At 58.3% G+C, this 26453-nt stretch carries 28 protein-coding genes and 2 pseudogenes; 12 read left to right on the top strand and 18 right to left on the bottom strand.

Annotated elements, in window-relative coordinates:
* A complete protein-coding gene (locus ACIOWA_RS03125; protein WP_401158125.1) occupies positions 1 to 972 on the top strand; it encodes a magnesium and cobalt transport protein CorA in 972 nt (323 codons plus the stop codon).
* A gap of 47 nt (positions 973 to 1019) precedes the next feature.
* Here the strand turns inward: ACIOWA_RS03125 and ACIOWA_RS03120 are convergent, their stop codons facing one another.
* The 3 genes from ACIOWA_RS03120 to ACIOWA_RS03110 form a co-directional block, all read right to left on the bottom strand.
* Positions 1020 to 1748: an amidotransferase gene (locus tag ACIOWA_RS03120; RefSeq protein WP_339433877.1), complete on the bottom strand. Its 729-nt coding sequence runs from the start codon at positions 1746 to 1748 to the stop codon at positions 1020 to 1022.
* Positions 1749 to 1842: 94 nt separating this feature from the next.
* On the bottom strand, positions 1843 to 3987 hold the full coding sequence (locus tag ACIOWA_RS03115; protein WP_401158123.1) for a 3-hydroxyacyl-CoA dehydrogenase NAD-binding domain-containing protein: 2145 nt from the start codon (positions 3985 to 3987) through the stop codon (positions 1843 to 1845).
* A gap of 24 nt (positions 3988 to 4011) precedes the next feature.
* Complete coding sequence (locus ACIOWA_RS03110) at positions 4012 to 5217, bottom strand: acetyl-CoA C-acetyltransferase (protein WP_401158121.1); 1206 nt, start codon at positions 5215 to 5217, stop codon at positions 4012 to 4014.
* Positions 5218 to 5857: 640 nt separating this feature from the next.
* Between ACIOWA_RS03110 and ACIOWA_RS03105 the strand changes: the two genes are divergently transcribed.
* A complete protein-coding gene (locus ACIOWA_RS03105; RefSeq protein WP_401158216.1) occupies positions 5858 to 6625 on the top strand; it encodes a c-type cytochrome in 768 nt (255 codons plus the stop codon).
* A 110-nt stretch (positions 6626 to 6735) separates the two neighbouring features.
* Here ACIOWA_RS03105 and ACIOWA_RS03100 read toward each other — a convergent pair whose 3' ends face one another.
* The 9 genes from ACIOWA_RS03100 to ACIOWA_RS03060 all read right to left on the bottom strand — a co-directional run bounded on the left by ACIOWA_RS03100 (position 6736) and on the right by ACIOWA_RS03060 (position 14779).
* Positions 6736 to 7545 carry a transglutaminase family protein gene (locus tag ACIOWA_RS03100; RefSeq protein ID WP_339465582.1) on the bottom strand — a complete coding sequence of 270 codons (810 nt, stop codon included), beginning with the start codon at positions 7543 to 7545 and terminating at the stop codon, positions 6736 to 6738.
* Positions 7542 to 8492, bottom strand: coding sequence for an alpha-E domain-containing protein (locus tag ACIOWA_RS03095; RefSeq protein WP_007914063.1), 951 nt, complete (start codon positions 8490 to 8492; stop codon positions 7542 to 7544). The genes ACIOWA_RS03100 and ACIOWA_RS03095 overlap by 4 nt, the downstream gene beginning before the upstream one ends.
* Before the next feature lie 12 nt (positions 8493 to 8504).
* Complete coding sequence (locus ACIOWA_RS03090; RefSeq protein WP_339433874.1) at positions 8505 to 9914, bottom strand: circularly permuted type 2 ATP-grasp protein; 1410 nt, start codon at positions 9912 to 9914, stop codon at positions 8505 to 8507.
* 465 nt (positions 9915 to 10379) lie between these two features.
* Positions 10380 to 10727, bottom strand: a complete 348-nt coding sequence (locus ACIOWA_RS03085; protein ID WP_003223226.1) for a ribonuclease E inhibitor RraB — start codon at positions 10725 to 10727, stop codon at positions 10380 to 10382.
* 207 nt (positions 10728 to 10934) lie between these two features.
* Positions 10935 to 11168: a hypothetical protein gene (locus ACIOWA_RS03080; RefSeq protein ID WP_221733906.1), complete on the bottom strand. Its 234-nt coding sequence runs from the start codon at positions 11166 to 11168 to the stop codon at positions 10935 to 10937.
* A 276-nt stretch (positions 11169 to 11444) separates the two neighbouring features.
* Complete coding sequence (locus ACIOWA_RS03075) at positions 11445 to 11636, bottom strand: PLDc N-terminal domain-containing protein (protein WP_221733907.1); 192 nt, start codon at positions 11634 to 11636, stop codon at positions 11445 to 11447.
* 71 nt (positions 11637 to 11707) lie between these two features.
* The gene (locus tag ACIOWA_RS03070) at positions 11708 to 12238 is read right to left on the bottom strand and encodes a hypothetical protein (protein ID WP_221733908.1); all 531 of its coding nucleotides are present in this window, start codon (positions 12236 to 12238) and stop codon (positions 11708 to 11710) included.
* Positions 12239 to 12324: 86 nt separating this feature from the next.
* On the bottom strand, positions 12325 to 12843 hold the full coding sequence (locus tag ACIOWA_RS03065; protein ID WP_339465584.1) for an ankyrin repeat domain-containing protein: 519 nt from the start codon (positions 12841 to 12843) through the stop codon (positions 12325 to 12327).
* A gap of 97 nt (positions 12844 to 12940) precedes the next feature.
* Positions 12941 to 14779 carry a long-chain-acyl-CoA synthetase gene (locus tag ACIOWA_RS03060; protein WP_401158117.1) on the bottom strand — a complete coding sequence of 613 codons (1839 nt, stop codon included), beginning with the start codon at positions 14777 to 14779 and terminating at the stop codon, positions 12941 to 12943.
* Between the two features lie 389 nt (positions 14780 to 15168).
* On the opposite strand from ACIOWA_RS03060, the gene ACIOWA_RS03055 reads away from it, so the two are divergent.
* The gene (locus tag ACIOWA_RS03055) at positions 15169 to 15447 is read left to right on the top strand and encodes a DUF3509 domain-containing protein (RefSeq protein ID WP_129391315.1); all 279 of its coding nucleotides are present in this window, start codon (positions 15169 to 15171) and stop codon (positions 15445 to 15447) included.
* Positions 15448 to 15533: 86 nt separating this feature from the next.
* On the opposite strand, the gene ACIOWA_RS03050 is transcribed toward ACIOWA_RS03055, so the two are convergent.
* From ACIOWA_RS03050 to aroC, 5 genes and pseudogenes are all read right to left on the bottom strand, one after another.
* Complete coding sequence (locus tag ACIOWA_RS03050; RefSeq protein ID WP_401158115.1) at positions 15534 to 16079, bottom strand: 1,2-dihydroxy-3-keto-5-methylthiopentene dioxygenase; 546 nt, start codon at positions 16077 to 16079, stop codon at positions 15534 to 15536.
* Positions 16076 to 16216 carry a hypothetical protein gene (locus ACIOWA_RS03045; RefSeq protein ID WP_221733912.1) on the bottom strand — a complete coding sequence of 47 codons (141 nt, stop codon included), beginning with the start codon at positions 16214 to 16216 and terminating at the stop codon, positions 16076 to 16078. The genes ACIOWA_RS03050 and ACIOWA_RS03045 overlap by 4 nt, the downstream gene beginning before the upstream one ends.
* 24 nt (positions 16217 to 16240) lie before the next feature.
* Positions 16241 to 16315 (bottom strand): annotated as a pseudogene (locus tag ACIOWA_RS03040) (methylthioribulose-1-phosphate dehydratase); the annotation flags it as partial.
* Positions 16312 to 17457 carry an MFS transporter gene (locus tag ACIOWA_RS03035; RefSeq protein ID WP_339495715.1) on the bottom strand — a complete coding sequence of 382 codons (1146 nt, stop codon included), beginning with the start codon at positions 17455 to 17457 and terminating at the stop codon, positions 16312 to 16314. The gene ACIOWA_RS03035 and the pseudogene ACIOWA_RS03040, both read right to left, overlap by 4 nt.
* A 31-nt stretch (positions 17458 to 17488) precedes the next feature.
* On the bottom strand, positions 17489 to 18580 hold the full coding sequence (gene aroC, locus ACIOWA_RS03030; RefSeq protein ID WP_339433868.1) for a chorismate synthase: 1092 nt from the start codon (positions 18578 to 18580) through the stop codon (positions 17489 to 17491).
* Between the two features lie 130 nt (positions 18581 to 18710).
* On the opposite strand from aroC, the gene ACIOWA_RS03025 reads away from it, so the two are divergent.
* Together ACIOWA_RS03025 and ACIOWA_RS03020 are read left to right on the top strand one after the other, a co-directional pair.
* Complete coding sequence (locus ACIOWA_RS03025) at positions 18711 to 19664, top strand: alpha/beta hydrolase (RefSeq protein WP_401158112.1); 954 nt, start codon at positions 18711 to 18713, stop codon at positions 19662 to 19664.
* A gap of 99 nt (positions 19665 to 19763) precedes the next feature.
* Positions 19764 to 20555, top strand: coding sequence for a hypothetical protein (locus ACIOWA_RS03020; protein WP_339495716.1), 792 nt, complete (start codon positions 19764 to 19766; stop codon positions 20553 to 20555).
* 100 nt (positions 20556 to 20655) lie between these two features.
* Here the strand turns inward: ACIOWA_RS03020 and prmB are convergent, their stop codons facing one another.
* Positions 20656 to 21564, bottom strand: a complete 909-nt coding sequence (prmB, locus tag ACIOWA_RS03015) for a 50S ribosomal protein L3 N(5)-glutamine methyltransferase (RefSeq protein WP_339433865.1) — start codon at positions 21562 to 21564, stop codon at positions 20656 to 20658.
* Between the two features lie 239 nt (positions 21565 to 21803).
* Here prmB and ACIOWA_RS03010 point away from each other — a divergent pair, with 239 nt between their 5' ends.
* From ACIOWA_RS03010 to ACIOWA_RS02980, 7 genes and pseudogenes are all read left to right on the top strand, one after another.
* On the top strand, positions 21804 to 22394 hold the full coding sequence (locus tag ACIOWA_RS03010; RefSeq protein WP_339433864.1) for a cysteine hydrolase family protein: 591 nt from the start codon (positions 21804 to 21806) through the stop codon (positions 22392 to 22394).
* 131 nt (positions 22395 to 22525) lie between these two features.
* Positions 22526 to 22846, top strand: a complete 321-nt coding sequence (locus tag ACIOWA_RS03005) for a hypothetical protein (RefSeq protein WP_007914024.1) — start codon at positions 22526 to 22528, stop codon at positions 22844 to 22846.
* Positions 22847 to 22920: 74 nt separating this feature from the next.
* Complete coding sequence (locus ACIOWA_RS03000) at positions 22921 to 23478, top strand: Smr/MutS family protein (protein ID WP_221733919.1); 558 nt, start codon at positions 22921 to 22923, stop codon at positions 23476 to 23478.
* Positions 23479 to 23742: 264 nt separating this feature from the next.
* Complete coding sequence (locus ACIOWA_RS02995) at positions 23743 to 24936, top strand: hypothetical protein (RefSeq protein WP_401158109.1); 1194 nt, start codon at positions 23743 to 23745, stop codon at positions 24934 to 24936.
* Between the two features lie 132 nt (positions 24937 to 25068).
* A pseudogene (locus tag ACIOWA_RS02990) lies at positions 25069 to 25236 on the top strand (site-specific integrase); the annotation flags it as partial.
* 88 nt (positions 25237 to 25324) lie between these two features.
* The gene (gene folE / locus ACIOWA_RS02985; protein ID WP_010456659.1) at positions 25325 to 25870 is read left to right on the top strand and encodes a GTP cyclohydrolase I FolE; all 546 of its coding nucleotides are present in this window, start codon (positions 25325 to 25327) and stop codon (positions 25868 to 25870) included.
* Positions 25871 to 25972: 102 nt separating this feature from the next.
* Positions 25973 to 26344: a glutathione S-transferase N-terminal domain-containing protein gene (locus tag ACIOWA_RS02980; protein WP_339433862.1), complete on the top strand. Its 372-nt coding sequence runs from the start codon at positions 25973 to 25975 to the stop codon at positions 26342 to 26344.
* Positions 26345 to 26453 lie beyond the last annotated feature (109 nt).

The following is a 26453-nucleotide window of genomic DNA, read 5'->3' as shown; positions in this document are numbered from 1 at the left end:
ATGGGTCGAGTTGTTGCTGCTGCGGTGTACAGCGCGGGTAAGAAAGTCACCAATATTTCCCTTGATGAAGGCGCCGCCTGGGCCGCCAAAACCGGCCACTTTGTCTGGATCGGCCTCGAAGAGCCGAACGCACAGGAATTGTCCAACCTGCAACGCCAGTTCAACCTGCACGAACTGGCCATCGAAGATGCCCTGGAAAAACACAGCCGGCCAAAACTGGAAACCTTTGGCGACGCATTGTTTATCGTTACGTACTCGCCAATCCGCGAACACGGGATTTTGCAATTCATCGAAACCCACATCTTCGCCGGCAAGGGCTACATCATTACCGCGCGCAACGGCCACTCGGCGTCGTACGCCCATGTGCGTCAAAGGTGTGAAGCACGCCCACTGTTGCTGGAGCATGGAGAAGACTTCGTCCTCTATGCGCTACTCGACTTTGTGATCGAGAACTACCAGCCCGTAGGCGAGGCGATCCATGCCGAAATTGATGAACTTGAGCGCAATGTGCTGTGCAGTGCGCTGAACGAACACGACATTCAAAGGCTTCATGGATTGCGCCGCGACGTAGTGCGCCTGCGCCGGTACGCGGCGCCGATGGTGGAAATCGGCGAAGAACTGCAACGACTGAGCTTTCCGTTTATCGACAAGAACATGCGCCCGTACTTCCGCGATGTGCAAATCCACGTCACAAGACAGATGGAAGACCTGACTACACTGGCGGAAATCGCCAGCCAGACCATCGAAGTCGGTGTATTGCTTGAAGCGTCAAGACAAAGCGTGGTGCAGCGTAAATTTGCGGCGTGGGCCGCGATTCTGGCGTTCCCGACGGCAGTGGCGGGGATCTACGGGATGAATTTTCAGAACATGCCCGAGTTGAGCTGGCACTACGGTTACTTCGGTGTTCTGGGGTTTATTACGGTGGGATGTGTGAGTTTGTGGGCAAGTTTCAAGAAATCAGGCTGGTTGTAGTGCTGTGGTAAGGGAATGCTCCCTTACCACAGATGCCGCGTCAGATTTTAAACAGCTTTAGCTTCTGGCTTGTGCGCCACAAAGCGCATCATCCACTCCGCGACCGTAGCGCCATGATGCTCCTGCTCAAGGCTGGCCACGCCTTTGCTGTAAATCTGCGTACCCAACGCGTCCTGACGCAGTTCGAGCAGCGCACGCGAATAATCGTGAATGAATTCCGGATGGCCCTGGAAGCACAGCACCTGATCATTGATGTGGTACGCCGCAAACGGGCAGAAGTCGCTGGAAGCGATGACCGTGGCGTTTTCCGGTAGCGCCGTCACCTGATCCTGGTGGCTGATCAGCAGTGTGAGTTCCTCACGCACCGGGTTCATCCACGGCGCCCTGGCCGCGAGTTTGTAGTTGTGGGTACCAACGCCCCAACCCTGAGCCGCGCGTTCGCTCTTGCCACCCAGCAGCAGTGCCAGCAGTTGGTGGCCAAAGCACACACCGAGCAGTTTGTCGCCACGTTCGTAGCGGCTCAGCAGGTATTGCTTGAGGGTTTGAATCCACGGGTCGGTACCGAAGGAATCAGCCTTGCTGCCGGTGACCAGGTACGCATCGAACGTCAGGTCGTCGCTCGGGTATTCGCCCTGCATCACGTTGTAGACGGCGAACTCGGCGGCGATCGGTTGCTGCGAGAACAGGCGCTGAAACATCTGCCCGTAACCCTGATATTGATCGACCAGTTCCGGACGCAGGATGTCGGTTTCCAGAATGCAGATGCGTAGCGACATAAAAAATACCTGACACATGATGGGAATAATGAACACCCAGAGCCTGCCCTGAAACACCCAGACAAGGCAAGCCCCGCAGCCTTCTCCCCATCACTTAAAACAGCTCGCCTTTCGCAGCCTTCTCCAACAACAACGCCGGTGGTGCAAAACGCTCGCCATATTGCTCCGCCAGATACTGCGCACGGGCAACGAAGTCTTTCACCCCGTATTGATTGATGAATTGCAACGCACCACCGGTCCACGCCGCAAAACCAATGCCAAAGATCGAACCAATATTGGCGTCCGCCGTTGAGGTCAGCACACCCTCCTCCACACAGCGCACGGTTTCGATGGCCTGCACGAACAACAGACGGTCACGTACATCCTTCGGCGAGATCTGCCCATCAGCCTTCTCGAAACGGGTCTTGAGTTGCGGCCACAAATGCTTCTGTCCACCGGCCGGATAATCATAAAAACCGCCGCCAGCCGCTTTGCCGGGGCGCTTGTATTCGTTGAGCAGCAAATCAATCACGGCGAAGGCCGGGTGCTCAATCAGCGGTTTCCCTTCAGCTTGCAGGTCTTTGGCCGTTTGTTGGCGGATATGGCTCATCAGGCTGAGGGAAACTTCGTCAGATATCGCCAGAGGCCCGACCGGCATACCGGCCTTGCGCGCTTCAGTCTCGATCATCGCTGCGCTTACGCCTTCACCGAGCATGGCGATGCCTTCATTGGTGAAGGTGCCGAACACGCGCGACGTGAAGAAGCCGCGACTGTCGTTGACCACAATCGGCGTTTTCTTGATTTGCAGTACGAAATCAAAACCACGGGCGAGGGTTTCGTCGCTGGTCTGCGCGCCTCTGATGATTTCCACCAGCGGCATTTTCTCCACAGGGCTGAAGAAGTGCAGGCCGATGAATTTGCTCTGATCGGGGACGGCACTCGCCAGACCGGTGATCGGCAAGGTTGAAGTATTGGAAGCGATCACGGCATCAGCGCCAACAACCTTCTGAGCTGCCGAAGACACCTGCGCTTTGAGTTCGCGATCCTCGAATACCGCTTCGATGATCAGATCACAACCCGCCAGGTCGACATCGGTTTCAGTGGCATGAATCCGCGTCAGCACCGCTTCGCGCTGTTCAGCACTCATTTGCCCGCGGGCGACTTTTTTGTCCAGCAGCGCCGCCGAATGCGCTTTGCCCTTCTCGGCCGCGGTCAGGTTGATGTCCTTGAGCACCACGTCAATGCCCGCCGAGGCGCTGACAAAAGCGATCCCGGCGCCCATCATCCCCGCACCGAGTACGCCGACTTTCTGCGTTTTATATGGCGCAAGCCCCTGCGGCCGCGACCCACCGGCATTGATCTCATTGAGCTGAAACCAGAACGTGCCGATCAGGTTTTTCGAAATCTGCCCCGTGGTCAGCTCGGTGAAATAGCGGGTTTCGATCAGATGCGCGGTATCGAAATCCACCTGAGCGCCTTCAACCGCCGCACACAGAATCTTTTCCGGCGCTGGCAGCGTGCCTTGGGTTTTCGTCCGCAGTAATGACGGCGCAATTGCCAGCATCTGCGCCACTTTCGGGTTCGACGGCGTACCGCCGGGAATCTGGTACCCCTTGACGTCCCAGCGCTGTACCGCCTCCGGATTGGCGACAATCCAGGCGCGTGCCTTGGCCAGCAGTTCATCGCGATTCGCCGCCAGCTCATCAATCAAACCGGCTTGCAACGCTTGCTGCGGACGCACTTTTTTACCCTCCAGCAGATAAGGCAGCGCCTTCTCGATACCAAGCATTCGCACCATGCGCACGACCCCGCCGCCACCCGGCAGCAGGCCGAGGGTGACTTCCGGCAAACCGAGTTGCACCGACGCGTCATCCAAAGCGACGCGATGATGACAAGCCAGGCAGATTTCCCAGCCGCCACCGAGCGCCGCACCGTTGATCGCCGCAACCACCGGTTTGCCCAAGGTTTCCAGAATGCGCAATTGCCCCTTGAGGGACAGCACCATGTCGTAGAACGCTTTGGCTTCTGGCTTACCAACCTTGATCAGCTCATTGAGGTCGCCACCTGCAAAGAAGGTTTTCTTCGCCGAGGTGATGATGACGCCAGCAATGCGGTCTTTTTCAGTGACAAGCCGGGCGACGCAAGCGGCCATAGCCTCGCGATAGAGGGCGTTCATGGTGTTGGCGCTCTGGCCCGGCATGTCGATGGTCAGCACGACGATCCCGTCCTGGCCTTTTTCGTAACGAATGGCTTCGCTCATAACAAGGTTCCTTGAATTCGGGGCTCAGAGTCGTTCGATGATGGTGGCAATGCCCATGCCGCCGCCGACGCACAGCGTCGCCAGGCCATAGCGCAGGCGTCGGGCTTCCAGTTCATCGAGCAAGGTGCCGAGGATCGCGCAACCGGTGGCGCCCAGTGGGTGGCCCATGGCGATGGAGCCGCCGTTGACGTTGACCTTGTCCGGATCGACGGCCATGTCCTTGATGAATTTCAGGACCACCGACGCAAACGCTTCGTTGACCTCGAACAGATCGATTTCCTCTACGCGCAATCGCGCTTTGGCCAACGCCTTGCGGGTGGCCGGCGCGGGGCCGGTGAGCATGATGGTCGGATCAGTGCTGGTAACCGCCGTGGCGACAATTCGCGCCCGAGGCTGCAGGCCCAGCGCCCGGCCCTTGGCTTCGGAGCCGATCAGCATCAGCGCCGCGCCGTCGACAATGCCGGAACTGTTGCCGGGTGTGTGTACATGGTTGATCCGCTCGACATGGCTGTAGACCCGCAACGCCGTGGCGTCGAAGCCCATCAGCCCCATCATTTCGAAACTCGGCTTGAGTTTGCCCAGCCCTTCGAGAGTCGATTCGGCACGAATGAACTCATCGTGATCAAGCAGGATGATGCCGTTCTGATCCTGAACGGGCACCAGCGACTTATTGAACGAACCATCAGCTCTGGCCCGCGCCGCTTTCTGTTGCGAGTGCAACGCGTAGGCATCGACGTCCTGGCGACTGAAGCCTTCGAGGGTGGCGATCAGATCGGCACCAACGCCCTGCGGCGTGAAGTGGCTGTGCAGGTTGGTCTGCGGATCCAGCGCCCAGGCACCGCCATCGCTGCCCATCGGCACACGCGACATCGATTCAACGCCCCCGACCACCACCAGGTCTTCAAAACCCGAGCGCACTTTCATGGCGCCGAGGTTCACCGCTTCCAGCCCCGAAGCGCAGAAGCGGTTGATCTGCACGCCCGCCACGCTCACGTCCCAATCGGCCACCTGCACGGCCGTTTTAGCAATGTCAGCGCCTTGATCACCCATCGGCGTGACGCAGCCGAGTACGACATCATCGACCTGGCGGGTGTCCAGCAAGGTTCGCTCTTGCAAAGCACTCAGCAGGCCGGCCACCAGATTCACCGGTTTGACGCTGTGCAGTGCGCCATCGGCCTTGCCTTTGCCGCGGGGCGTGCGTAACGCATCGAAAATCAAAGCTTGGGTCATGACGTCCTCGAACCTGTGCGGTGAGTGATTTCTTGTGCCTTCACTCTTGACCCGAGCGCCTACGGATTCAATGACCCCAGCGCTCAATACGCTTGACGCACACGCTCAGACGGACGGTCATCAGCCGCCGGGTGAACCGGTTCAGGTCGGCGAGTTGTCTAGCAAGCGGGCGGCAAAGAAGCTGGCAATAAGCCTCATGCCTTTTTAATCGCTACCGACATGAACTACATATGAAATGGGTCTAAGCCAAGCGTGACGCGGGCCCTAATGTAAGACAAGTACGTCATGGTCGTCGGGTTTTGCCGGGGCAGGCGTGCTTCAACAGGATGTGCAGCGCTTGCCGTCATGGATATGCAGGCAAGCATCAGGAAATAACAATAAAGGCGGTCAAGCCATGTTCAAACAACCGAAAGTTCGTCAAGCAGGACTCATTCTTTTCGCCACGACGCTGTTGTTGATTTTGCCGAACCTGACCAGGGTCATCGGTTGAACTCAAGCGTCAGGCGCGGCTTGTCGCCACTAAACATGTGACTGGCCCGCTACCCGGGCCGGCGTGTTTGTGCCAACCTTTGCGCACTCCCACAACAATGATGACGATCATTTGAAAGCGCTTATTGTGTTCTTGGCATTGCTGTTGAGCATGCCTTTGGCTGCGGCACAACTGGATCTGCGGCTTGGCCAAATCAGCCGCACCTGGCAGACCGAGGAGTTGCTCAAACATCCTCAAGTACAAACCCTCACGATCAAAAATGATGTGTCCTACAAGAAGGACATGACCTATCGCGCCGTGCCCATGGCTAGTTTGCTCACGGGGATCAAACCCGACGATCACTTGCAAGCAGTGGCACTCGATGGGTTTGCCGCCGAACTGGCTGCTGCGCCCTTGCTCGGCACCAAAGGCGCGCGCGCATGGCTGGCGATCGAAGATCCGGCCCAACAATGGCCACCTCTGTCCGAGGGCAAGCACAGCGCCGGGCCGTTCTATCTGGTGTGGACCGATCCACAAGCGGGAAATATCAGCCCGGAGCAATGGCCGTTCGAAGTGGCAAGCATCAAGCGCATGGCGCCGGTGGCCGAACGCTTCCCTGCCCTGCTGCCTGACCCTGCGCTGAAAGCCGATGATCCGGTGAATCAGGGTTTTGCGCTGTTTCAGAAAAATTGTCTGGCGTGCCACCGATTGAATGGTGCGGGAGATGCGCAGTTCGGGCCGGATCTGAATATTCCGTTTAACCCGACCGAGTATTTCGGCGCGGACTTCCTCAAACGCTACATTCGTGACCCGCAAAGTTTGCGTCAGTGGCCGCAGGCGAAGATGCCGGGGTTTTCAGTTGAGGTGTTGCCCGACCAGCATTTGCAAATGCTGATCGGGTATCTGCAGCACATGGCTGGGCGCAAGGTTAAGCCCTGAGCCTTGTGTTGTCGGTACTGATCTCTTCGCGAGCAAGCCTGCTCCCGCAGGATCAATGCTGATTCAAAATCAGCGCAGCTGGGTTGCCAGCGTTTGCGGCATCCCGAATCCTATTGCTGTTGCACGGAGACAACCGGCGCCGGCGTCGGCGACACGAACACCTTCGCATGCATCTGCTCACACCCGCCACCACGGCGCATCCCGCGCACCGGGCAGGCGTCCAGATAATCCAGCCCCACCGCCAGCTTAAGATGTCGCTCAGGGCGCGCCAGTTGATTGGTCACGTCAAAGCTGTACCAGGCGTCATCCAGCCACGCCTCAGCCCAGGCATGGCTGGCCAGATGTTCACAATCCTCGCTGTACAAATAACCCGACACATACCGCGACGGGATTCCCAGGCTACGCGCGCAGGCCAGGAACGCGTGGGCGTGATCCTGACAAACGCCTGAGCGGCCAGCGAACGCCTCGGCGGCGCTGGTATCCACTTCAGTGGAACCCGGCGTGTACGTCATGTGCTGGTTCAAGCCATGCATCAAATCGATCAACGCCGTGCGGTCGCGACGTTGCTTGCAGTTTTTTTCGGCGAACGCACGCAGCGCCTCGTCGGCCTCGGTCAGTCGAGTAAAACGCAGAAACGGTAACGCGGACTGGCTCTCGTGCTCTGCCTCGCGCAACTCATCGATATCCACCTGACCACGGGCGCCGATGATGATCGCTTCGTGCGGCTCGTCCATGGTCAGTACATGCAGGATGTTGCCGAACGGATCGAGTTGCGCACGCACCGGGCGCGGCAGGTCGAGTTGCCAGCTCAATACGTGCTGACGCTCGCTGTCGTGGGGTGTCAGCCGCAGGTACTGGATGCTCGCCCGCACCTGATCTTCGTAGTGATAGGTGGTCTCGTGGCTAATGGAAAGTCTCATGCAGCCTCCAGGTAGGAACTGTGAATGGCGTTACCCAACTGGCGCACCAGCGGGATGAATTCGGTCAGCCAGGCGTGCAGGCCTTCCTCGAGGATTTCGTTGATGCCGGTGTAACGCAGGCGTGCGTCCATTTCTGCGGCCAGGCGTTGTGCCGGCCGACCGTTGGCCCCGGGCAACTGCGCGAGAATCTGATCGATCTCTTCGGTGCAGGCACGCAGTGAACGCGGCACATCTGCGCGCAACAGCAGCAACTCGGCAACATGTCGCGCCCCCGGCGCATCGCGATAGATTTCGGTGTAGGCCTCAAACGACGACAAAGCCCTGAGCAAAGCACTCCACTGATAGTAGGCGTGAGCAGTGCCGTCACTGACCGCTTCGGCCTGATCACCCGCCATTTCGTAGCGGGCATCGAGCAGGCGCAAGGTGTTGTCCGCGCGCTCGATAAAGGTCCCCAAGCGAATGAAGCGAAACGCATCGTTGCGCATGATCGTGCCGTAGGACGCCCCACGGAACAGGTGTGAACGCTCCTTGATCCATTCACAGAAACGGCTCATGCCATAGCGGCTCAGCCCCTGTTCGGCGATCCCGCGAATCTCCAGCCAAGTGGCGTTGATGTTTTCCCACATGTCAGCCGTTATTCGTCCACGTACCGCGTGAGCGCTGGCCCGCGCCGCGCCCAGACAGCTGTAGATGCTCGCCGGATTGGCGGCATCGAGGGCGAAAAAGTGCAGCAATCGTTCGGCATGCAGCGCGCCGTGACGCTCCAGATAATCGTCGAGTGTGCCGGTGATCAACAGCGGCATGGCCAGTTCGTGCAGACCATCGCCGCGGCCGTCTTGCGGCATCAGCGACAGCGAATAACTGATATCGAGCATCCGTGCGAGGTTTTCCGCTCGCTCCAGGTAACGCGACATCCAATACAGATCCGAGGCAGTTCTACTTAACATGGCAAACTTCCTTCAATCCTCGACCACCCAGGTGTCCTTGGTTCCGCCGCCCTGGGAGGAATTCACCACCAGAGAGCCTTCGCGCAGGGCGACACGGGTCAAACCGCCTGGCACAACCCGCGTTTCGCGACCGGACAGGACAAACGGGCGCAGGTCGATGTGGCGTGGCGCAATACCGTTTTCGACAAAGGTCGGACAGGTCGACAGCGACAATGTCGGTTGCGCGATGTACGCGTGGGGCTTGGCTTTGATCCGCTCGCGGAATGCATCGATTTCCGCCGTCGTCGCTGCCGGCCCCACCAGCATCCCGTAACCGCCCGAACCTTGGGTTTCCTTGACCACCAGATCCGCAAGATTGGCCAGCACATGGGAAAGTTCAGACGGATTGCGGCATTGCCAGGTCGGCACGTTCTTCAGGATCGGTTCTTCATCGAGGTAGAAACGGATCATGTCGGTCACGAACGGATACACCGACTTGTCGTCGGCCACACCGGTGCCAATGGCGTTGGCCAGCACTACGTTGCCGGAACGATAGGACGACAGCAGCCCCGGCACACCCAGCATCGAATCCGGATTGAACGCCAGCGGATCAAGGAACGCGTCGTCGAGACGGCGGTAGATCACGTCGACCGCTTTTGGCCCATCGGTGGTGCGCATGAAGACTTTGTCGTCGCGCACGAACAGATCGGCGCCCTCCACCAGCTCCACGCCCATTTCCCGGGCCAGAAAAGCATGCTCGAAGAATGCACTGTTGAAGCGCCCCGGCGTCAACACCACCACACTCGGGTCATCAATCGGGCTTGAGCTTTTCAGGGTGTCGAGCAACAGGTTCGGGTAGTGGTCGATCGGCGCGATGCGCTGCGCGGCGAACAGCTCCGGGAACAATCGCATCATCATCTTGCGGTCTTCGAGCATGTAGCTCACGCCGCTCGGTGTGCGCAGGTTGTCTTCGAGCACGTAATAGGTGCCGTCGCCGTCGCGCACCAGATCGACACCAGAGATGTGCGAATAAATATCGCGGTGCAGATCCAGCCCTTGCATCGCCAACTGATATTGCTCGTTGGCCAGCACCTGCTCGGCGGGAATGATCCCGGCCTTGATGATGCGCTGCTCGTGGTAAAGGTCGGCGAGGAACATGTTCAACGCCTTGACCCGCTGGATGCAGCCGCGCTCGACGATCCGCCATTCGCTGGCGGGGATGCTGCGCGGAATGGTATCGAAAGGAATCAGGCGCTCTGTGCCTTGCTCGTCCCCGTAGAGCGTGAAGGTAATCCCGGCACGATGGAACAGCAGATCGGCCTCGCGTCGCCGTTGGGCCAGCAGCTCGTCAGGCGTGTCGGCCAACCACCGGGCAAACTCCCGGTAATGCGGGCGAATCTGGCCGCCGGCATCGTACATTTCATCAAAATAAGTGCGGATCATGCCGTACTCCTTGTCACCCGGACATACAGGCCTTCGCAAGGCCCGTGCCATCGGCATAAACGCTTTGATTTCAATCAGTTGGATATTCACGCCGCAGGTGCCGCACCATTCCTGTGCAACAAATGCCCCAACCTGATTGCCCCCGCCTCATTGCGACGCAGTGTTGTCGTCTATCACCAGCATAGTCAGAGTTGATTTCACTGCTCGGCATGAGCGGCGAATAATCCGCGCATCCGCTGAAAGAGCTGCCACGCGCAGGTCTTCAGCTCAATTGATCCGGCCTGTCAGTGCAGCCCTTAAAGCCTTGGCCCTGAACGGTTTCATCGATTTATCGGTCTTCCCTTTTCGCCACCCTCTCCGGTGGCTTTTTTTTGCGTGCGTGAAACGTTTTGAAAGCAAAAGAGATCCATAAATGAAAACGGCCAACCCGAAGGTCAGCCGTTGCTCAACAAAAAACACCAGAGATCAGTTCAAACGGTAGCGGTTGCGTACCTCCTGCTTGACGCCCCAGCCCTCGATGATGCCACCCAACGGTTCGACCACGGCGGAGAAGCCCTGCTCGAAATCGCCAATATCGTCATAAGTCGCGTACATCACTTTGCTTAATTCCAGAGACCAGGCGCCGTCGTCGCGCGCACTGACCTGGGCATTGATGGATTCACCGCGAAACTTGCCTGCCGCCCTGCGCGCCCGCTCCTCGTCCGGGAAAATGGCGTAGAACTCGATGGGATGGAATCGGGAAAAATCGAAACCGCCTTCTTTCATGCGGCGCAGCACGTTGCTGCTGATGTCTTCTTGATAGGCTGTGCTCATGAATCGTCCCCCTCGGATGATGGATAGACTTTCCGTATTCCCGCCCCGGGCCTTGGGCCTAAGTACTTCGGCAAACTGGTTGCACGCGGGAAACAAGCATGTAGCTGACAAGACCAGACCTTAGCGATCCGTTCGCTGATCTCGCTTGCAGAGTAGCCCCAAGATAGAGCTGCTGCCAAGGCCTGGCGTGATAATGATGGAAGAATTTCAGATGGGGGTGATGCTGCGGATTTCGATGCTGTTCTGGGTTTTCAGACTTTTGACACCCGCATCGGCGGTGCGGCCTTCCAGATCGTTCAAATCCAGTGCGGCGGCAACAGGCAGGAGCCGTTGCTTGATCAGTCGAGCGGCCTCATCGTCGCTGGGACATTCGGCGCGCTCGAAGACCTCAACAACAGTTTCACCATGATCGTCCACGAAAGTGATTTTCCACTTTTGCATCGGTGCCTCCTCGATCAAACCCGCAAATGGGCTTACCTCTATCTCGACTTTTGGCCGGATTGATCGTTCAAAAGGATTGCATCGGGCGAACATGAAAAAAAATACACCCAATGCGCAAGCAGGCTTTTGTGGCAAGGGGATTTATTCCCGATCGACTTAGAAGCAGTCGTAGATCACGGGTTTTCTGTCAGACCGCACCCACCGGTTCAAGGGACGCTTCGCGCCCCCATCGGCTTAACACAACCTCACAGGTTTTGCGTTGTTCGCGAGAATGGCTCAGATCCGCACATTCCCCCGTGGCCCGGCAATCGCCCAGATGATCAGGCCCAGCACCGGCAGAAGGACGATCAGCAGCACCCAGAGGACTTTCATCCCGGTCTCGGCGCCGCTTTTAAGTACGTTGATGATGGCCCAGATATCGAGGGCAAGAATGATCAGACCGATCAGACCGTTAAACGTCGAACCCATGGTGTCGCTCCAGAATAGTGGCATGCACTTTTAGGATAGACGGTCGCGCGAAGGGTTCCCTTTTATTGCCCTCAGACGTGGACAGCGACCTTCAAGGCCTCCAGCGATGGCGCAGCGGCGATGCCAACTTCGGCGCACAACGCCAGCACCCGTGGCACGTCGTTGCCGTAAACCAGTACGACTTGCAGCTCGTCGTCGAGCAGCTGACTGAAGTTCATCAGCGTGTAACCGCCGTTTTCCTTGTTCAGGCTGCTCATCTGCACCTGAATGCGATTGAGCGCAGTCAGTGCTTCGGTTTTGGCCAGTTGCTTGGGCTTGAGGTTGAAATCGACCCCTGGACCGAACGAGGCAACGATCTGCGCGAACAGATCGACGTAGGTGTCGGCCTGAAACAGTACGGTTTCCGGCAGGCTGCCGACCACCACCCACTCGCCCAACGTGATCGGAAAAGTGTCGTCGTAGTTGATGTCCGGGTTGGCCGTCAGAAAAGCGCCGGCATCGGCGTAGGCCTGTGCGGCTTCGTCGGCAACTTTCAGGATCTCGTCCTCGCCCATGCAGCCGGAGCTGATTTTGCTGATGAGTTCGACGAGTGCGGCTTTCATGAGGGCAGATCCTGTGGCGAAGGTGAATTTCGAGGGCGCGAAGGATAGCGCATTCTCTCCCTCACCACAGTTCAACAGAGCTGATTTCAGCTCAACAGTTTTTCCAGCTGCGCGGTGGTGTCGACCGCACCCATGGTGCGAGCCGCGTCCAGTGCTGTCACGCCGTTGGCGTCCTTGGCTTGCGGATCGGCACCTTTGCTGATCAGGTAATCGACGATTTCAACGCGGTTGAACATTGCCGCCATCATCAACGCGGTACGACCGTCGAACGACGAACCTTCGATCTCGGCGCCCGCTTCCACCAGTGTCTTGACCACGGCCAGATCACCTTTGAACGCTGCGCCGGCAATCGGGCTCTGGCCGTTGCCATTGCGCATCTCCGGGTCAGCCTTGTGTTTAAGCAGCACCTGCACCGCCTCCACATGGCCGTAGTAACTGGCCAACATCAGCAACGTGTCGCCTTTGGCGTTTTTCAGGTTCACCGGCAGGCCGGCGCTGATCAGTCGATCCAGCATCACTGCATCACCGTCGCGCGCCTTGTTGAAAACCTGCTCGGTGAATTCGGCAGCCTCTTCAGGGGTCATCTGGCGGCTTTGGTCGGACATGGGGCAACTCCACTTTCGGTTAATCGCAAAGCCGACAGTTTCCCGAGCGCGGCGATAGCTGTCACCCCCTTTTTCTCAAGAAAGGCTATAGCCAGAATCAATAGCGGTATTTGCCCTGGTGAATGTCGGCCAGCACTTGATCGGTCACCTGCACATACGTCTGCGTGCCAGGCAGCCAGGCGAAGATCGGGTCATCTCCCGTCAGGCCCGGGTCGAAGCCTTCGTTTTTCAACCGCGTTTTCTGGTATTTGAAGGTGCCGGTGGTTTCCATTTTCACTTTCACCCGCAGGAACAGAGGGACGGCGTAGGCCGGCATGCGTTGCCGGGCGAACGTCAGCAGTTCGGCGAAGTCCAGGGTGGCGAGGGATTCGGCAGGTGTGATCGCCGCCATCCCGGCGCGTCCGTTGGTGTTGCGGATTTCCGCGCCGTAGGCCACGGCCTCGGAGATGTGCGGATGTTGCAGCAACAGGTTTTCAACTTCGGTGGTGGAGACGTTTTCACCTTTCCAGCGATAGGTGTCGCCGAGGCGATCAACAAACTGGGCATGACCAAAACCGATGTTGCGCAACAGATCACCGGTGTTGAAGAAGCGGTCGCCCTTGGTGAACACATCGTGTACCACGACTTTGGCGGTCTTCTGCGGATCGGTGTAGCCGTCCAGCGGCGCCTTCTCGTCGATTCGCGCCAGCAGCAAACCTTGCTCGCCCTTACCGACCTTGCGCATGAAACCGTCGTCGCTGCGAATCGGCTCGCCGCTGTCATGATCGTAGGCCACCAATTCCCAGGCCATCAGCGAAAACCCGATGGTGTTGTCGAAGTTGAGGATGTTGGTAAAACCGATATTGCCGTCGCTCGCGGCATACAGTTCACAGATATGATCGACCGCGAACCGCGTCTTGAACTCGGCCCACGCGCCTGGACGCAAGCCGTTGCCGATCATCTTGCGCACGTCGTGGCGATTGTCATCGACGCTGGCCGGTTGATCGACCAGATAACGGCATAACTCGCCGACGTAACCGATAGTGGTGGCGCGATAGCGGCGCACGTCATTCCAGAACTGACTGGCGCTGAATTTGCGGCGGATGGCGAAACCCGATGCGCCGTTGATCGCCGAGCCCCAGCACACGCAGAGGCCGGTCGCGTGATAGAGCGGCAAGGTGCAATAGAGGACATCGTCGGGGCCCATGTCGAGGGCGATCATGCCGAAGCTGGCCGAACTGCGCATCCAGCGACCGTGCTTGAACACACCAGCCTTGGGCAGGCCAGTCGTGCCAGAGGTGTAGATGTAGAAACACGGATCGTCGAAAAACACCTGCTGGCTGCTCGGGGGATTATCGCTGCGAGCGTCGACACTGGCGCTGATCAGGTTGACGTAACCCTGGGGCGCAATGCCCGGATGGCTGTAAGTGTCGTGGTCCGCCACGAACCAGGTGCGCTCTGGCGTAATCGTCACTTGATCACGTACCGCGGCAAACGCCGGCACCAACTCTTCACCGACCACAATCGCCACCGGTGCCACCAGATTCACACTGTGGATCAGCGTATCGCGGGTCTGCGAGGTATTGAGCAGTGCGCTGACGGCGCCGACCTTGGCCAATGCCAGAATCGTCACCAGTAGTTCCGGACGGTTTTCAATGAACACCGCCACCACATCACCCTTGCCGATCCCCTGCCCGTTCAGATAGTGGGCGATGCGATTGGCCCACTGGTTGACCTGCGAATAGGTCAGCAAGACATCGCTCTGCAATAACGCCAGGCCATCGGGATTACGCAGAGCCGCTTGTTCGAACGTCCAGCCAAGGCCACAGCTTTGGGTCGGATCCTTGACGTTGGCCACCTTCATGCCTTTGACCACTCGCGGAATGGCTTTGGCAATCATCGGCAGTTTGCGGAGCATCATGCCCCAGGTAATCGTGTCGCTTGGCGCGTGACTCATGGAAGCTCCCGTTCGGCCCTGGTTTGCTGGCCGGCATTCTTATTTTTCGGGCAATCGATGGCTGCGACCGACACTTTCAGGCGAAGGTCGAGAGCGAAAGTACGCCAGCGCTTCTCAAGCTGTACACGCGGTTTTTGCAATGTTTTGTATCCGCAGGACCTTGGCCGGCAGCCGCGATCCTGTGGGGGCGATTTGGTTCCGTTTATTCGCAAGCGATCCCGCAAAATGCAGGATGCACGATGGCCGTTCATGCAGATTGCACGACGCGTTTAAATTCACGATTTTATAAACTATTGATTTATAAGTATTTTTAAAAAAAACCATGCTGGCACAATCACTGCAACCTCCTCTGCATGCTTGCCATTCAAGTGCATACGGAGCTGAAAAACATGAGCCTGATCCAAGAAAAATTTACCTCCCTGTTCTCCAACTTCGAAGTCACCACTGCGCCACGTCCCGATGGCGGGATCCTGCTGACTCTGCGCAGCAGCGACGGCAAAGTGTTCAAGCGTGCGCTGACGTATCAGCAACTGCATGCCGGCGACCAATTGTCGTGGGCGATCAGCGCAATTCGTCGTGATCTGGCTGAACAGGCCAGCGAACTGCCACAAATCGCAATGCTGCAGAGCCAGCAGCGTTTTGCCCTGCCGACGTATCACTCGCTGTAATTGATTCGACCCTGTAAAACAAAACAGGCCGCGAAGGATGCGCTTCACGGCCTGTTTTTTTATGGATGACGTTTATCGTCTTCGGCTCAGTCCTCAAGACGCGGGAAGCGGCCGGCGATGTCTTCGCCAGTGAAGGTGGCGACCCAGCCTTCGGGGTTGTTGAACAGACGGATCGCCACGAAGTGCGGATGTTCACCCATGTCGAACCAGTGTTTAGTGCCGGCCGGCACCGAGATCAGGTCGTTTTTTTCGCAGAGTACGGCGTAGACGTAATCGTCGATGTGCAGGGTAAACAGTCCACGACCGGCGACGAAAAAACGGACTTCGTCTTCGCCATGGCAGTGTTCTTCAAGGCACTTGGCGCGCAGTTCGGCTTTCTGCGGGTGATCGCTATTGAGGCTGATCACATCGACCGTGATGTAACCGCGCTCGGTCATCAGTTTGTCGATCTGCTCTTGGTACGCGCTGATGACTTCTTCCTGGCTTGCACCGGGCTGGATCTTCGTGGCGGCTTGCCAGCGGTCGAAACGCACGCCCTGCTCGGCCAGAGTCGCGGCGATGTCTTCGAGATGCGTCAACACTTTGTTCGGGATGTCGGGGCTTGAGACGTGATAAACGAACAGGCTGCTCATTGGGGCAATTCCTCGGTATCGGCCTTGCCGTCCGGCTCTTTCAGACCGGTCGGGCACAGCAATTCATCAGGTAAATGGGCGACTTCTGGCGAAGTCAGCCTTGGCGGTTCATGACGCTGCGGGTCTTCAACTCGCATTCAAACAAAATTCAGATACCACTGAGACCAGCCTCGACCATAAAGAAAACACCCGGCGTCGACGATTGGCCGGGCGAGTTGTTCACGCGCAAGGCTCACAGGCTGTCCTCTTGCATGCGTGTGGCAATGATAACGGCAGCCGCGAGCGCCGCGAGACTGGCAATACTAAAGGTCAATGCCGGGCCGAGGGTATTCCAGCTGTAACCGGCATACAGTGCGCCGAGCGCGCCTCCGGTGCCGGCCAGCGCGGCGTACAACGCTTGGCCCTGTCCTTGCTGGCGCGCGCCGAAGCTACGTTGCACGAACGCGATGGCAGCGGCGTGAAAACTGCCGAAGGTCGCCGCGTGCAGCACCTGCGCCAACAACAGCACCCAGAGAAACTCGGCGAACGAACCCAGAAGCACCCAGCGCAGCGCCGCCAGCAGAAAACTTGCCATCAAGACTCGGCGCAGGGAGAAGCGTGAAAGAATCCGGCTCATGGCCATGAACATCAGCACTTCAGCGACCACACCGACGGCCCAGAGCATGCCGATCACGCCGCGACTGTAGCCGAGTCGTTCAAGGTGCAACGTCAAAAACGTGTAATACGGGCCGTGACTCATCTGCATCAGTGCCACGCTGGCGTAAAACGCCAGCACGCCAGGACGGCGCAGTTGCTTGAGAAAACCTTCCCCGGTCGGCCGGTTGCCCTGCGCCGGTTGCGCGTTCGGTACCCACAAACTGCTGAGCACGATCCCCGCCATGATCAGCACCAGCGCTGCCGGGTAGATGTCCAGACTAAGCCACTCGAACAGGCGCCCCAACACAACCACGGTGATGATGAAGCCGATTGAGCCCCACAGGCGAATCTGGCTGTAACGGGAGGTCTGCCCCTGCAAATGCGCCAGCGTGATGACTTCGAACTGCGGCAACACCGCGTGCCAGAAGAACGCGTGCAACGCCATGACCATCGCCAGCCAGGCGTAGGTTTTGCTGACGAATATCAACGAGAAGGTCAGCAGCGTACACACCGCGCCGAAGCGCACGATGGCCAGGCGTCTGCCGGTGTAATCGCCAAGCCAGCCCCAGATGTTAGGCGCCACGCAGCGCATCAACATCGGGATGGCGACCAGTTCGCCAATGCGCGCGGCGCTGAATCCGAGGTGATCGAAGTACAGCGCCAGAAACGGCGCCGTCGAGCCGAGCAAGGCGAAATAGAACAGATAGAAACTGGACAGCCGCCAGTAAGGGAGCGCCGCCACGGTCAGGCCGCGACGGCTTTGTGGTCTGCCATTAAAGCTGACCCAGCACCGGGGTGCTCACGCGCACATCGGCGTTCTGCCCACGGTGACGCAGCAGGTGGTCCATCAGCACGATGGCCATCATCGCTTCGGCAATCGGTGTGGCGCGGATGCCCACGCAGGGGTCGTGTCGACCTTTGGTGATCACGTCGACCGCGTTGCCTTCGACGTCAATCGAACGGCCCGGGGTGGTGATGCTCGACGTTGGTTTGAGCGCCAGATGGGCAACGATCGGCTGACCGGACGAGATGCCGCCGAGAATGCCGCCGGCGTTATTGCTGAGGAAACCTTGCGCAGTCATTTCATCGCGATGCTCGGTACCACGCTGGGCAACGCAGGCGAAACCGGCGCCGATTTCCACGCCCTTCACCGCGTTGATGCTCATCAGCGCGTGCGCCAGTTCGGCGTCGAGACGGTCGAAAATCGGCTCGCCCAGACCCGGCATGACGCCTTCGGCGACCACGGTGATCTTCGCCCCGACCGAATCCTGATCACGGCGTAATTGATCCATATAGGCTTCCAGCTCCGGGACTTTGTCCGGATCCGGGCAGAAGAACGCGTTTTCTTCAACCGAATCCCAGGTCTTGAACGGGATTTCGATCGGGCCGAGCTGGCTCATATAGCCGCGAATGACAATGCCCTGGGTGGCCAGAAACTTCTTGGCAATTGCACCTGCCGCCACGCGCATGGCGGTTTCGCGGGCCGAGCTACGGCCGCCGCCACGATAATCGCGCTCGCCGTATTTGTGGTGGTAGGTGTAGTCGGCGTGGGCCGGGCGGAACAGGTCCTTGATTGCCGAGTAGTCCTTGGACTTCTGGTCAGTGTTGCGGATCAGCAGACCGATGGAGCAGCCGGTCGTGCGGCCTTCGAACACGCCGGAGAGGATTTCGACTTCATCGGCTTCCTGGCGCTGGGTGGTATGTCGACTGGTGCCGGGCTTGCGGCGGTCGAGGTCGCGCTGCAAGTCCTCGAGGGAAATTTCCAGGCCCGGCGGGCAGCCGTCGACAATGGCGACCAACGCCGGACCATGGCTTTCGCCAGCGGTGGTGACAGTGAACAACTTGCCGTAGGTATTGCCGGACATGCAGGACGCTCCGTGAAATCAAACCCAAATTCGTAATGCGCGCCAGTATACGCAGGCTAACCGACTAGTTCATCCTCGAACCTTAGCGGTGTTGGTGAGTCCAACCGGCACCTTGGCGAATGATGGCGTGATGATGCTGCGAGTTTTGATTTTGAGTCTTACCCTGTTTACGGGCTTTGCCCAAGCGACGGTCCTACAACGCCCGGTAACTTTGGATACGGGGAGCGGCGAGCTTTTCGGTTCGCTGTTGCTGCCAAAATCCGACAACCCTGTACCGGTTGTCCTGATCATTTCCGGCTCGGGGCCTACGGATCGTGACGGAAACAACCCCGACGGCGGGCGCAATGACAGCCTTAAACGGCTGGCCTGGGTGCTGGCTAAACACCACATTGCCAGTGTGCGCTACGACAAGCGCGGCGTGGCCGCCAGCCTTGCGGCCACGCCGGACGAGCGCAACCTGTCGGTGGAGGCCTACGCGGCAGACGCCGTGGCGTGGGGGCAGAAGCTCAAGGCCGACCCGCGTTTTGGCAAGCTCATCCTGCTTGGCCACAGTGAAGGCGCACTGATTGCCAGCCTTGCCGCGCCGAAGCTGGATGCCGCGGCGGTGATTTCCCTGTCTGGCAGCGCGCGGCCGGTCGATCAGGTGATCCGCCAGCAACTGGCGCGCAGCCTGCCACCACCGCTGATGTTGCGCAGCAACGAGTTGCTCGACAACCTCAAGGCCGGCCGCACCGACGACAATGTACCGGGGCCGTTGCAGGTGATTTTCCGGCCAAGCGTGCAGCCGTATCTGATCTCGCTATTCCGACAGAATCCGGCCGCAGCGTTCGCGCAACTGAAGATGCCGGCACTGATCGTTCAGGGCAGCAACGACATTCAGGTCGGTGTCCATGATGCAAAGTTGCTCAAAGCCGCCAAACCGGACGCCGAACTGGTGGTGATCGAAGGCATGAACCACGTCATGCGCATCGTGCCTAACGACGTGAAGCGGCAATTGGCCTCCTACAAAGACCCGAATTTGCCTCTGGCAGCGGAACTCGGCTCGAAAATCATCGAATTTATTGACGGACTTCGCACCCGATAAGCGCTGTTTGCCCTCCAGTCTTGCAAGAAACGGCCGATAAGCCTTTGTCGCCAGCGTACTGGCTGGCGGCAAGCAGGGCTTGGACAGGATCTCGCCGTTATGACTGATACCCAGACTTCACCCGACACCACCGCTGAAAAAGACGCACCGCCAGCGGTCGAGCTGCCGTGGGCGGATGTCCACGTCGAGCACCACAAGATGCTCCGCCTGGCCCCGTTGAAGACCGACCGCCACACCGGTGGCCGGCCATTGCGTTTTGTCGAATTCGGCTATGCCGAGCGCAATAGCAAAGAACACAGCCTGATGCGCATGGCGATCAAGCTGCCGAGCCAGCGTGTTCGCAAAGAGCAAAATCATCTCGACGTGTGGGTCAATCACACCACCAAACGTGTGAGTTTCGGCCCGGACAGCGGCTTGCAGATTGAACCGTTAAACCGTGGCATCGGCCGCTTCATGGCCGCGAATGGCATTACCTGGGCGAAAAAACACTGGCCCGCCTACACCGTCGACGGCATGGACTTGAACAACAAGGACGCGCTGAACGAAGACACTCGACTGCGCCGCGATCATTTTCTGCGGGTGCACGGATTTGATGTGGTCTACGCCGACGCCCAGCATTTGAAGGGCAGCATCAAGGATGCTCAGGTCGGTGATCTGATTGGCGACTGGAACAGCGAAAAGCTGCAGATCGTCGAGATTCTTGAAGCCGCGCAAATGCTTCAGCAGGCCGAACAGAATCTGGCCGAGCAGGAAGTGAAGCTCCAGAAGCAGGAAGAAAAGGTCAGCAAGTTCAAGCGCGAAGACGCCGGGTTGCGCTTCACTATTACCTGTCTGGTGGCGTTTGCGGTGTTTCAGGCGGGGTTGTTGATCTGGATTGCTACGCACCGCTGATAACTTCAAACTGCGGCGCTGCCATTGGCGAACAGGCTCGCTCTCACAGGAACATGCATTCCAAAGGTGGGAGCTAGCCTGCTCGCGAAGCGTTCAGGGGTCAGACGCGAGAAGCGAATAGCGCTTGATGATCGCGGCACTGCTGCGCCGTCAACATGAACACGCCATGCCCACCGCGCTCGAACTCGAGCCAGGCGAAGTCGACTTCCGGGTACAACGCTTCGACGTGAACCTGGCTGTTACCCACTTCGACAATCAGCAACCCCTTCTCGGTCAGGTGATCCGCCGCTTCGGCGAGCATCCGCCGAACCAGGTTCAGACCATCATCACCGCACGCCAGGGCCAGCTCCGGCTCGTGCTGGTATTCGTCCGGCATGTCGGCGAAATCTTGCGCATCGACGTAAGGCGGATTCGACACGATCAGGTCGAAACGCTGACCCGGCAGCCCCTCGAAACCATCGCCCTGCACAGTGTAGACACGCTCATCGACGCCATGGCGCTCGATGTTCTGATTGGCCACTTCCAGCGCTTCGAACGACAGATCCGCCAGCACCACTTCGGCGTTCTGGAACTCATAGGCGCAGGCAATGCCGATGCAACCGGAACCGGTGCACAGATCAAGAATTCGCGCAGGGTCATTGCCAATCCACGGCGCAAAATGGTTTTCGATCAGCTCACCAATCGGCGAACGCGGGATCAATACACGTTCGTCGACGATAAACGACATGCCGCAGAACCACGCCTCACCCAACAGGTAAGCGGTCGGGATACGCTCTTCGATGCGACGCTTGAGCAGGCGTTGCAGATTGACCAGTTCGTCATCTTCCAGTGCGCAATCGAGATAGCTGTCGGCGATTTCCCACGGCAGATGCAATGCCCCCAGCACCAGTTGCCGGGCTTCGTCCCAGGCATTGTCGGTGCCATGGCCGAAAAACAGATCCTCCCCATGGAAGCGGCTGACGGCCCAACGGATGTGGTCGCGCAGGGTACGAAGTCGGGAAGTGATCACGGGGCAGAACTCCAGAAAAAACGACTGGCGATTCTAACAGCCAAAACGCGCCACGACGACGCAGGAAAAATCCCGCCACAGCGGTAGGGGTTTTCTGTTTTTTGCATCAGCTATTGAACAGAACGTGTAACTTGACAAGGCTGCAAGCCAGCAACGACGGTGCCTACGATGGTAGCGATTCACAGAACCGCTCAGCCAGAGGACAATGTCGCAAAAGCCCCACCCCAAGGAGCCCCAGAATGTCCGTTCCAAAAACGATGTTTCAACTCAGCGGTCGCGGTTACGCAGCGGCCACACTGAGCCATGCCACCGTGGTCATCATCGATGCCCAGAAAGAATATCTCAGTGGCCCACTGGCCCTGAGCGGCATGGATGCGGCCGTCGCGAACATCAAACAAGTGATCGCTGCGGCCCGTGCAGCCGGTCGGCCGATCGTGCATGTGCGTCATCTCGGCACCGTCGGTGGCCTGTTCGACCCACAGGGCGAACGCGGCGAATTCATCCCCGGCCTCGAACCGCAGGGCGATGAAACCATCATCGGCAAACTGCTGCCGAGCGCCTTCCATGGCACCGAACTGCTCGACCGCTTGCAAAACCTTGGCTCGCTGGACCTGATCGTCTGCGGTTTCATGAGCCACTCCAGCGTCAGCACCACCGTGCGTGCGGCGAAAAACCTGGGTTTTCGCTGCACCCTCGTTGAAGATGCTTGCGCCACCCGTGACCTGCCGTTCAAAGGCCGGGTACTCAGCGCCGAAGTGGTACAAGAAGCGGAAATGGCGATCATGGCCGACAACTTTGCCACCCTCGCCAAAACACAAGATCTCATCTGATCGCGCCCTGATGAGCGGCCCACACCGCCGCTCATCCACAAAAGCCTCTCATTTGACGCAAATGCCATAGCCTCAGGAACAACCCGGTCAACTCCCGGTCGAAGGGCCGATACCCATTGAGGAAGGTCGGAATGAAGTTATCCGATGGATTTGACGCACGCCGCTTGCGGCCCAAAGGCCAAAGCAACTGGCGTTTTCGATTCGGCGCGGCGATTGCAGCCATTCTGGCGACATTCGGCGTGCTGCTGGCAATGGCCGGGGCCGCCAGCCTGCTGGGGCGCCCGCCAGCGCTCGGCGACTTGAACGCCACGCCAATGGGCTCCGCGATCATTCTGGCAGTCGGTTTGCTGTTTCTGTATTTCGGTGTCGCCCTGTGGCGTCGCTGCCGCCGTCGTGCACGGCAATCGCGGGAATTGAACATGTCCCCGCACCTGATGAAAAAACACGACTGACTCGATGGCCTGGCTTTTTGCCGGGCCGTTTTGTTTCGACTTGGGTAAACTGGCCGCCCTTCGCGGAGGCTGACATGCAAGACGACGATTTTTCCCTGTTCAAAAGTGCGATCCAAGGCGTCAAGCCGATCAAGCACGACCGCGCCGACACCGGCAAACCCAAAGCTGACCGCGCGCAGATCGCCAAATTGCGCCAGTCCGCTACCGTGCGCACCGACACCACCACCGTTGATGGCCTGTCCGATCAGTTCGTGATTGACGTCGGCCCGGAAGACGAGTTGATGTGGGCCCGCGACGGGGTGCAGGAAAGTCAGATGCGCAAGCTCAAGGTCGGGCAGATTCCGTTCGAGGGCAGCCTCGACCTGCACGGCATGAACGTGGAAAAGGCCCGGGAAACCCTCTGGGCGTTTCTTGCCGAAGCGACCAAATTCGAAATCCGCTGCGTTCGCGTCACCCACGGCAAGGCCGTGCGCCTGGACGGCAAGCGGCCGATGATCAAAAGCCACGTCAACACCTGGCTGCGCCAGCACGCACAAGTGCTTGGTTTCTGCTCGTGCCAGGCCAGACACGGCGGGGCCGGCGCAGTTTATGTGATGCTTAAACGCACCATGATGGAAGGTCGCGACGAATAAAACCGTTACACCGGCTCATCGAAAGGGACATCGCTCCAGCCAGACCAGTAAACCATCTGATCATTCGCTCCCTCGCTGACGCCAATCAAACACCCTGTTTCGCTTGGCATTTTTTAAGTCGTCACCTAGCCAGGCAAGGATAAGAAAAACGCCTGGCATGACCGCCCTGAAAACCCCTTGAGCTACCCTTCATTCGATCGACATCACTGGAAATGACGACGATCAGGCTCCAAGTGAGCACTTGATCATTCTGGAGCAACGTTAGTGATCAGCAATGCCGGCCTTATTCTTGTTTCAATTCTGGTCGCCTGTGTTTTCTTCCACCCTCGCGTACTCAGAATGCGACTGTGGCGTGCCACGGTCACTCCTCTGGCCTCGATTATTGGATCTGGGTTTCTGGTCGTAGGTCCAATTCTGGCAAACACGTTTGGTAGCGCGGCCTGGCTCGCCATGGCGGCGCTTTGCTCTTTGGGTTACCTCTACGGGGCGGTGATGCGCCATAACATTCGTTATGTGCAACCCGGTTTGAAGTCGTTGCCTCCAACGTCTGTTTTCATTGAGCGAGCTTCTGATTTCGCATTGTCACTCGCCTATTTCGTATCTGTCGCTTACTACCTGAATCTGTTCGCTGCCTTCGGCATGCGAATCGTGGAGGTAGAAAGCCGACTGGCGGTGCAAATTGTCGCTTCAATCGCGATTGCCACTGTTGGCGTGATTGGACTATCTGGCGGGCTCAGGGCGCTTGAGCGTATCGAGGTCTACGCCGTCGGCCTCAAGCTCTGCGTCATTCTCGGAATTTTCGCTGCGCTGATTTTGTTCACAACCACCGGCCATACAATCTCTTCGCCTGTTGAGCCACAGGAAGGACTCGGAAAACTCCAGGTTCTATTGGGACTGATCGTACTGGTCCAAGGCTTTGAAACATCCCGTTATTTGGGCGCCGAATACGACACACAAACCCGGCTGCGGACAATGCGCTATGCCCAGTGGATATCAACATTTATCTACGTCGGGTTCGTTTTTCTCCTGACGCATTTATTTCACGGCAGCCCCTCCGCCGAAGGCGGGGAAACGGCGATTATCGACATGCTTGCCCCTGTCGGTGCCGCCGTCACCCCACTATTGATCGCGGCAGCCCTTGCGTCCCAATCATCGGCAGCCGTTGCCGATATGAATGGCGCTAGCGGACTGCTCGCTGAAGCGACGCACAAGCGCCTGTCTGTGAATGTGGGCAGCCTCGTGACTGCGCTTGTGGCAATCGGCATCACTTGGAGTGCTGGTATTTACGAAATCATCACGTATGCATCAAAGGCGTTTGTGATTTTCTACGCGTTGCAATCGCTACAGGCGCTGCTGTCGTCACTGGACCGTAAAGAACCTGGCAAAGCGGCGCTATTTGCCGTGGGGTTGCTGATCGCCATCGGTATAGTCCTGTTTGGAAAACCGGTCGCAAGCTAGGAAAACCGTTTGACGGCGATTCGTCGAACTACCGGCCCCGTTGTGCGATTTGATGCCGATCGGTTCCGTCTCTTTGAATTTGCCTGACAGTCCCGGGGGCTCGGCAAAGGCTTCAGGTTCACACCGGCCGATTTGAGGATTCGCGCCCGCCGGCAATACAACTGCCGACACACTTACGCTACCATGTGCCTCATGGCGGGTATGAACCCTGCGTTTATTGCCACTCAGCTCGGTCATAGCGTTCAGTAGTTGCTATCGACCTGCGCCCGATGGATCAACTCCAGCACCGACTGGGGTTAACTCGGACAGCTCGAAATCAGCTTGATTGGTACAAAATTGGTACAGACAGAAACAGTACCCCTCTGAAACCCTTATGGAATCAGCCTCTGTGACACTGGAACAGAACTACACCGCGATTCTCGGCCAACTGGGCGAGGACGTCTCCCGCGAGGGCCTGCTCGACACGCCAAAGCGTGCCGCCAAAGCCATGCAGTACCTCTGCCGCGGTTATGAACAGACGCTCGAAGAGGTCACCAACGGTGCCCTGTTCAGCTCCGATAACAGCGAAATGGTGCTGGTCAAGGACATCGAGTTGTACTCGTTGTGCGAACACCATCTGCTGCCGTTCATCGGCAAGGCGCATGTTGCTTATATCCCGAGCGGCAAAGTGCTGGGCTTGTCGAAGGTCGCACGGATCGTCGACATGTACGCCCGCCGCCTGCAGATTCAGGAAAACCTCAGCCGCCAGATCGCCGATGCGGTGCAGCAAGTCACCGGCGCGCTGGGCGTTGCCGTGGTGATCGAGGCCAAGCACATGTGCATGATGATGCGCGGTGTCGAGAAGCAGAATTCGTCAATGATCACTTCGGTGATGCTCGGCGAGTTCCGTGAAAACGCAGCCACCCGCAGCGAATTCCTCAGCTTGATCAAGTAATTGGCAACAGTAAAAAACCGGCGTTGATCGCCGGTTTTTTTTCGCCCGTGAAAAATCGGGTAAGCTGCGCGCCTTCTTCAATATCTCTGTGAGGCTTGTAACGTGTTCGTTAAAGCACTTCGTGTTGGCCTCGGCCAACTGATCATTTTCATCGATTTCATCACCCGCCCTGGCAAGAAAAACCGCCCCGCCGCCGCTCAGGCACAGGTGGAAGCGGCTGCGAAGGACCTGACGTTGTATCAGTTCCACGCCTGCCCGTTTTGCGTGAAGACCCGTCGCACTTTGCGTCGCCTCAATGTACCGGTGGCGCTCAAGGATGCGAAAAACAACGAGCAGGATCGCCAGACACTGCTGGAACAGGGTGGCCGAATCAAGGTGCCGTGCCTGCGGATTGAAGAGAATGGCCAGACGACCTGGATGTATGAGTCCAAGGTGATCATTGATTATCTGGATAAGCGGTTTGCTGCGGCCTGAAGTTTTTGTGCCGTTCTGACTGACGCCTTCGCGAGCAAGCCCGCACATCGTTCAAAGTATTTCCCCTTTGGGGTCGGGGTTGCTCGCGAAAAAGACCGCCCAGTCAGCA

The organism is Pseudomonas sp. NPDC087614, from assembly GCF_044743485.1.
Taxonomy (GTDB): domain Bacteria; phylum Pseudomonadota; class Gammaproteobacteria; order Pseudomonadales; family Pseudomonadaceae; genus Aquipseudomonas; species Aquipseudomonas baetica_A.
Note: the sequence above shows the minus strand (reverse complement) of the source record. Positions and strands in the feature narration are given on the sequence as shown.